The sequence below is a fragment of the Kitasatospora sp. NPDC042419 genome (genome assembly GCF_056437345.1).
Window position 1 is genome coordinate 1 of record NZ_JBWKAW010000081.1, and the last position, 6,638, is coordinate 6,638.

Genomic DNA, 6,638 nt, shown 5'->3' on the forward strand with positions numbered 1-6,638 from the left:
GAACTACCCCCAGCCGAACTACAACACGCACGCACCGTCAACACCCTCCACAACCTCCTCACCAAACTCCTCAACACCACCCCCACCCCAAACCCGACCACATACTGACCTCGGCGCGTCAGGGTGAACTGTCGCGAAGTTCCTGATGAGTGTGTGGTGGCGGCTGTATTTGATGGTGTGTGAGGTATGCGGATGGTGGCGGGCTGACTGCTGAGGGTCGGCTGCGTCGGGAGTCGGTGCGGGTTGAGGCGGCGGAGCTATTCGAGCAGGGGACCAGGCCGTCGGACGTGGCGGGTCGTTTGCGGGTGAGCCGGAAGTCGGCCTACCGGTGGCACGAGTTGTGGCGCGACGGCGGTGTAGGGGCTCTGGCCTCTCGTGGTCCAGGCGGGTCGAGGTGTCGCCTGTCGTCGCGGTGTCTGGAGAAACTTGCCGCATTCCTGGAGGAGGGGCCGGCCGCGCATGGCTGGGTGGAGGACCAGGTGTGGACTGCCGCACGGGTGGCCACGCTGATCGGCCGGAGGTTCCACGTTTCCTACAGCGTCTCCGGGACGACGAGGCTGATGCACCGGCTCGGCTTCAGCCCGCAGGTTCCCGCACGGCGGGTGGCCGAGCGCGACGAACAGGCCGTTACGGCCTGGAGGGAGGTGACCTGGACGGAGGCAAAGGCGCCCGGGCGGCCTGCGGGGGTTACATCTGCTTCGAGGACGAGGCAGGCTTCACCCGCCGACCGCCCCAAGGACGCACCTGGGGCCGGCGCGGCCGAACTCCGGTCGTGACGGTCAGCGGCCGCCGCTCGGGACGCCTGTCGGTGGCCGGGTTGATCGCCATGCGGCCCGGTTCACGGACCCGGCTGTGCCACCACCTGATCACCCACCCGGCGGGCCGAGGCAAGCGCCGCAGCATGGGCGAGCGCGACTTCATCGCACTGATCGACGGCGTCCACCAGCTCGTCAAGGCACCGATCGTGCTGGTCTGGGACCGTCTGAACACCCACGTCTCCCACGCCATGCGCAAGTTGATCGCCGAGCGCGCGTGGCTGACGGTGTTCCTGCTCCCGCCTACTCGCCCGACCTCAACCCCGTCGAGTGGGTCTGGGCTCACGTCAAACGCAGCCTGGCCAACCTCGCTGTCATGGCCCTCGACCGACTCGAGACTCTCGTCCGCAACCGGCTCAAACGCCTGCAGTACCGACCCGACACCCTCGACGGCTTCATAGCCGGTACCGGCCTGACTCTCGACACGCCGCACGCCTCCTAACCAACCGAAGTCAGCAGGCGTGCGGGGTGCAGGGGGAAGTGGCGGAGCCGCTACCCCCACCTGTGGGGAGGCGGCCGGGTGGCCGCCTCCCCACAGGTGGGGTGCGCAGCTCAGGGGAAGGTCACCTCGTAGTTGCCGTTCTTGAGCGTGAAGTGGGCGACACCGGTGACTCCCTCGTAGGCGTAGTTGCCACCGGTGATCGTGCCGTCGAACTCCTTGGCGGCGCCGTCACCGAGGGGCACGACCACGGACAGGGTGACCTGCTTCTCCGGGCCGTACTTGAGCAGGCTGGTGCAGTACAGCTGGTCGGGGCCGGCCTCGACCTTGCTGCAGGTGGAGTAGATCGTGCCGATGGTGTTCTCGCCGTACTGGTCGAGGAGCGGGGTCCGGGTGCCGAAGGAGTTGCCCAGCTCCTGCGGCACTCCGCCCTGGGCGGTGGTGTACCCGCTGCTGCTGATGGTGACCCACGGGACCGACACAGCCCGGTGGTGGGCTCCGCCCGGGTTCTGCCCGTCCGCCAGAGCCGGTGCACTGAACGCAGCGGCCGCGCCGAACGCCGTCCCGGCCAGGACGAGGGCGAGCGTGCGCTTGGTGCGCAGGGCATGGTGCATGGAGTCCTCCTCGGACACGGCGGGCTCCCTGCCCGCATTCGAGGGGTAGTCGAGCACACCGGGGCCGGCCGGCGCGGTGCCCGCAGGTGGCCTCTCCCGGGGTGGCTGAGGCAGCCGCTTCTCCTTGGGGCGCAAGCGAATCCGTCGCCTGCGGACCTCGTGCGGCTGGGCTGTCCGGGTGGTCACGACCCTCACCCGGACGCCCACGAGATTCACCCGAAGGCCCCGCCGGCGCTCGATGCACCGTCGCCCGGGGTGCCGCTTCCCACGCTCATGAGGGGCCTCGCGACAGTTCACCCTGACGCGCCGAAGTCAGTAACCACCACCAGCCCGCCCACGACCTGCGGCCCCCGGACCCCGGACCCGACCGCACAACGGCCGCCAGGCCGCCCGCAGCCCTCTGCCCGCGCCCTCTGCCTCCGACTGCCTCCACCCGCTACAACGGGTGGAGGCAGCCCCCTCACAACGCCACGCCGCCGTCGATACGCAACACCTGACCCGTCACGTACCCCGCCTCGGGCGACACCAGATACGACACCAACGCGGCCACCTCCTCAGGCCTACCGAAACGACGCAACGGTATACGGTCAAGGACCGCGTCCCTGGACACCGACGCAGCCATATCGGTATCGATGAAACCCGGCGCGACAGCATTCGCCCGCACCCCAAGCCGCGCGAACTCCCTGGCCATCGCCTGAGTAAGAGCGATAATCCCCGCCTTCGACGCGGAGTAGTTCGCCTGCCCGGCATTGCCGACCACACCCGCTGCCGACGACAGGGTGACGATCGCGCCGGCACCACGCCGCGCCATCGGACGGGCCAGAGCGCGCAGCAGACCGGCAGTGCCGTCGAGGTTGGTCCGCACGACGGTGTCCCACTCTGAGGTTCCCCCGAGGTGCGGAAGGTTGCCGGACATGGCCTGATGGGCCGTGAGAAAGGAGCCTCTGCCATGGCTGCACCGATGAAATACCCGCCCGAGTTGCGGCAGCGAGCCGTCGCCGCATACCGGGCCGCCGATCCCAAGCCCATGATCCGCCAGATGGCCCGGGACCTGGGCGTACACCACGAGGCCCTGCGCAACTGGATCCGCCAGGACGAGGCGGACCGAGGCGAGCGCGACGACCGGCTGACCACCGCCGAGAAGGAGGAACTGGCCGCCCTGCGCAAGGAGAACGCCGAACTCCGCCGGTCCTGCGAGATCCTCAAGGCCGCCTCGGCTTTTTTCGCCCAGGAGCTCGACCCGACCCGGCGACGGTACTGAAGCTCATCGACGAGCACCAGGACCGCTTCGGGGCCGAACCCGTACTCCGGGAAATGCAAATCCCCGCCTCCACCTACTACCGCTGGCGCCGCGAGGTGGCAAAGCCGTGCGCGCGCAAGCGCCACGACGCCGAGCTCACCGAGCACATCCGTAAGATCCACGCCGACTCCGACGCCACCTACGGCTCCCCGCGCATCCACGCCGTCCTGCGGCGCGAGGGCACCCACGTCGGCCGCAAACGGGTCGAGCGTCTGATGCGCCAGGCCGGCCTCCAGGGTGTCAGCCCGCGCCGGCCCCGCTCCTTCACCCGCCGCGACCCGACGGCCGACCTCGCCCCGGACCTGGTCCAGCGCGACTTCACCGCGGGCGCCCCGAACCGACTGTGGGTCGCCGACATCTCGCTGATCCCCACCGGCGAGGGCCCGTGGTGGCTGGCCACGATCCGCGACGCCTTCTCCCGCCGGATCGTGGGCTGGCACACCTCGGAACGGGCCGATGCCGACCTAGTCCTCACCGCGCTGGAATACGCCCTGCACGGCCGGCCCGTCAAGCCCGGGAAGCTGATCCATCACAGCGACCACGGCTGCCAAACCGGGTTCAAGGGGTCGTTGCAACACCGCTGATTTGGAGCGAGAGTAGCTGATCGTCGAGAGCCTCCGCAGGAGTTCTCCAGCCGAGTGTTTTCCGCGGCCGGGTGTTGAGCGCGCCTGCGACGGCTTCGAGGTCGCAGGCGGTCCAGCGGGCCAGGTCCGTGCCCTTCGGGAAGTACTGCCGCAGCAGCCCGTTCGTGTTCTCGTTCGTGCCCCGCTGCCAGGGGCTGCGCGGGTCGGCAAAGTAGACGGCGATGCCTGTGTCAGCCTTCAGCTGGGCGTGCTGGGCAAGCTCCTTACCTCGATCCCAGGTCAGCGATCCGCGCAACTGCTGTGGGATGTTGGCCATTTGGGCTGTGAGGGCCTTGCGCATCGCCTCGGCTCCGTAGCCGGCCAGCGCGGGGCCGTTCTTCACCCTTGGCTCGACGCCGTAGCCTTCCATCCGCGGAAGGTGGACCAGGATCGTGAACCTGGTCATGCGCTCCACGAGAGTGCCGATGGCGGACCGGGTCGTCCCGATGATCAGATCGCCTTCCCAGTGGCCCGCGACGGCCCGGTCCTCGGCCTCGGCGGGACGCTCGCTGATCATCACGTCGGGCGTGACGTGACCGGGCCGCCTTCCGGCGGGCGCGCGAGCGCGGAACCCGAAGGGCACGCCCGGTCCGCAGGCACGTGACCAGCTCACGCTCGAGCGCGCCGCGGCCCTGGACGTAAAGGGCCTGGTAGATCGCCTCGTGCGAGATCCGCATGGATTCGTCGTCCGGATAGTCGACCGGCAACCGCTTGGCTATCTGCTCCGGACTCCACGCCGTCGCCCAGCGCCGGTCCTGACGGCGGGGCTTGTTCCGCCCCTTCCACTCCTGGGTCGCCGGACCCGGCGCCGGCCTTCCGTCGGGAGCCTGGATCAAGCCGGCCAACCGGTCCTGCACGTACTCGCGCAGCCGCTCGTCGGCCGCGAGCTTCGCGGTCTTCGGCCGGCCTGCCGCCAGCTCGGCCTTCCACTGCGCGATCGAGGCCCGGTAGTCGAGCCTCCCGCACCTCGTGACTGCGTTGCGCCGTAGCTCCCGAGAGATCGTCGAGGGTGAGCGCCCCAGCCTGCGGGCTATCTCCCTCACGCCGGTGTCCTGGGCCCTCAGCAGGGCGATCTCCTCGCGCTCGGCGAACGACAGATACCGACCTGACAACGGACTGAGCTGGATCGAAGGCATCCCGCCACGATCGCGGAACCACCGCGAACCGACCGGCCCGGACACGCCGCACGCCAGCGCGGCATCCTCGCTTGTGAGTCCTTCGGCGATCTTCAACCAGAACGCGCGCTCCACGTCCCGACGCACCGGCGGCCGGCCCGGCGATCGCATCGCCGGACGCCCCGTCACCTTCGTCGTCCATCCCGCAGGCCGCCCCACCGACACCTCCACAATCGAGGTGTTGCGACGACCAGTTGAATCCACCCAATACACGTCGATCAAGCTCACAACCCGCCTGCTGAAGGCCGGAATCGAGCCGAGCATGGGCACCGTCGGCGACTCGTTCGACAACGCCCTGGCGGAGAACTTCTGGAGCGTCTTGAAGACCGAGTGCGTGCGCCGCACCGCCTTCGCCACCCGCACGGACGCCGACCTGGCGCTGTTCGGCTACGTCGACGGCTGGTACAACACCCGCCGGATTCAAAAGCGCCTCGGCTGGCTCAGCCCGGACGAGTACGAGGCGAAGTACTACGCCAACCAGGCGACGGCCGAATCGGTGGTCGTCGAGCCACCCACACCCGCTTTGACCAGGTAATCAGCACCTCCCGCGCAGCGGGGGAAGCCCACTCGTCGTCGGACATCAACATCAGCGGCCGGTCCCGGGTGATCCCCGCGGACGCCACGGCCGCCACGATCGACCCGAACCCGCTCTCGACCTCGGCGACGAAGCCACGGACCCCCTCACGGTCCGCGATATCGACACACCGGACCAACACCCGCCGCCCACAATCGCACCCCCGCATGCGGCCAGGCCTGGGCAAGCTTTAGCAGACCTGATAAGTCCATGCGTCTTCGGCCACGGTCAGTCCGTTACTGAGATTTCCCGTGAGCAGTAGCACCGAAAGCGACGAGCCAGGCCCTCGAAGGATGGGCTACTCCGGCACCCAAACAGGAATCTCAGGATCCAAAAACACAAGATCAGCCAGTTCATGAATCTCGCCAGTAATCACCGCGAGAAGGAACTCAGCCATCCCCATATTGTACCGACTCCAGGCGTTCAACGGGTGGCCCCTGCGCCAGATTACGACAGGCCATCGATCCGAGTCGTCATCCTCAGTCAACCAGAAGCAAATGTCACCGTTGTAATTCACCCCCCAAGCCAAAAGTCCACCATCTTCCGGGTAGACCGGATACGGACAGAGGTCAAACGAATCTTCCCGCATCTTTCGAAATTGAAGTCCAATATCATCGGATGTCCGCCGTGCCATCCGAATAATTCCGCCCTCCCCACCCATGCCAGGATCTGTCAGAGGATCTAGAATTCCGAGATCCCCCCGGACATAACCAGCCCCGAATACATCAACGAACTCTCGATAGTCTGCAGGGAAATTGAATCGGAGGAGTGCAGCAGAGCGCTCCCATGGAACACGCACAACCGCTTCAGGTGGCGACCAGCCAGAAATCTCAACAAGTCTTTTCACATCGTCGCGCATACTCGCACCGCCCGCACATCACCACTGATAGCCAGCCTCAAGATTATATCCATCTTTCTCATTGAAGATCTCCGGGGTTTCATAGCCGACAAGCTGTCCCCTTGAGTTCCATATACTAATGGCGCACTCCGGTCGCAGGGGACTGCCGGCACCGCGACCAGCCACCGGTCGGCTGCCGAGGACAGCATGCCCCCGTCCCCCGCTGGTGGTCACGGTTGGCGACGGTCCGGCCAGGTATC

7 protein-coding genes and 2 pseudogenes are annotated in these 6,638 nt (G+C 67.4%); 4 read left to right on the forward strand and 5 right to left on the reverse strand.

Translation table 11 applies throughout. The features are described 5' to 3' along the window. Positions 1-179: 179 nt before the first annotated feature. Positions 180-1,257 (forward strand): annotated as a pseudogene (locus AC067J_RS43825) (IS630 family transposase). A 110-nt stretch (positions 1,258-1,367) separates the two neighbouring features. Here the strand turns inward: AC067J_RS43825 and AC067J_RS43830 are convergent. After that, positions 1,368-1,868 carry a hypothetical protein gene (locus tag AC067J_RS43830; RefSeq protein WP_478308483.1) on the reverse strand — a complete coding sequence of 167 codons (501 nt, stop codon included), beginning with the start codon at positions 1,866-1,868 and terminating at the stop codon, positions 1,368-1,370. Between the two features lie 460 nt (positions 1,869-2,328). Beyond that, the gene (locus AC067J_RS43835; RefSeq protein ID WP_478308484.1) at positions 2,329-2,784 is read right to left on the reverse strand and encodes an SDR family oxidoreductase; all 456 of its coding nucleotides are present in this window, start codon (positions 2,782-2,784) and stop codon (positions 2,329-2,331) included. Positions 2,785-2,817: 33 nt separating this feature from the next. On the opposite strand from AC067J_RS43835, the gene AC067J_RS43840 reads away from it, so the two are divergent. Further along, on the forward strand, positions 2,818-3,129 hold the full coding sequence (locus AC067J_RS43840) for a transposase (RefSeq protein WP_478308485.1): 312 nt from the start codon (positions 2,818-2,820) through the stop codon (positions 3,127-3,129). Between the two features lie 5 nt (positions 3,130-3,134). Next, positions 3,135-3,752, forward strand: coding sequence for an IS3 family transposase (locus tag AC067J_RS43845; RefSeq protein ID WP_478308489.1), 618 nt, complete (start codon positions 3,135-3,137; stop codon positions 3,750-3,752). Here the strand turns inward: AC067J_RS43845 and AC067J_RS43850 are convergent. Beyond that, a pseudogene (locus AC067J_RS43850) lies at positions 3,727-5,077 on the reverse strand (IS30 family transposase). The gene AC067J_RS43845 and the pseudogene AC067J_RS43850 overlap by 26 nt on opposite strands. Positions 5,078-5,144: 67 nt before the next feature. On the opposite strand from AC067J_RS43850, the gene AC067J_RS43855 reads away from it, so the two are divergent. Further along, the gene (locus AC067J_RS43855) at positions 5,145-5,501 is read left to right on the forward strand and encodes a transposase (RefSeq protein WP_478308486.1); all 357 of its coding nucleotides are present in this window, start codon (positions 5,145-5,147) and stop codon (positions 5,499-5,501) included. Here the strand turns inward: AC067J_RS43855 and AC067J_RS43860 are convergent. Beyond that, on the reverse strand, positions 5,407-5,709 hold the full coding sequence (locus AC067J_RS43860; RefSeq protein ID WP_478308487.1) for a KR domain-containing protein: 303 nt from the start codon (positions 5,707-5,709) through the stop codon (positions 5,407-5,409). The two genes, AC067J_RS43855 and AC067J_RS43860, sit on opposite strands and share 95 nt — an antisense overlap. Before the next feature lie 129 nt (positions 5,710-5,838). Then, positions 5,839-6,399 (reverse strand): SMI1/KNR4 family protein, encoded by a 561-nt coding sequence (locus AC067J_RS43865; protein WP_478308488.1) that lies wholly within the window; start codon positions 6,397-6,399, stop codon positions 5,839-5,841. Between the last annotated feature and the right edge of the window lie 239 nt (positions 6,400-6,638).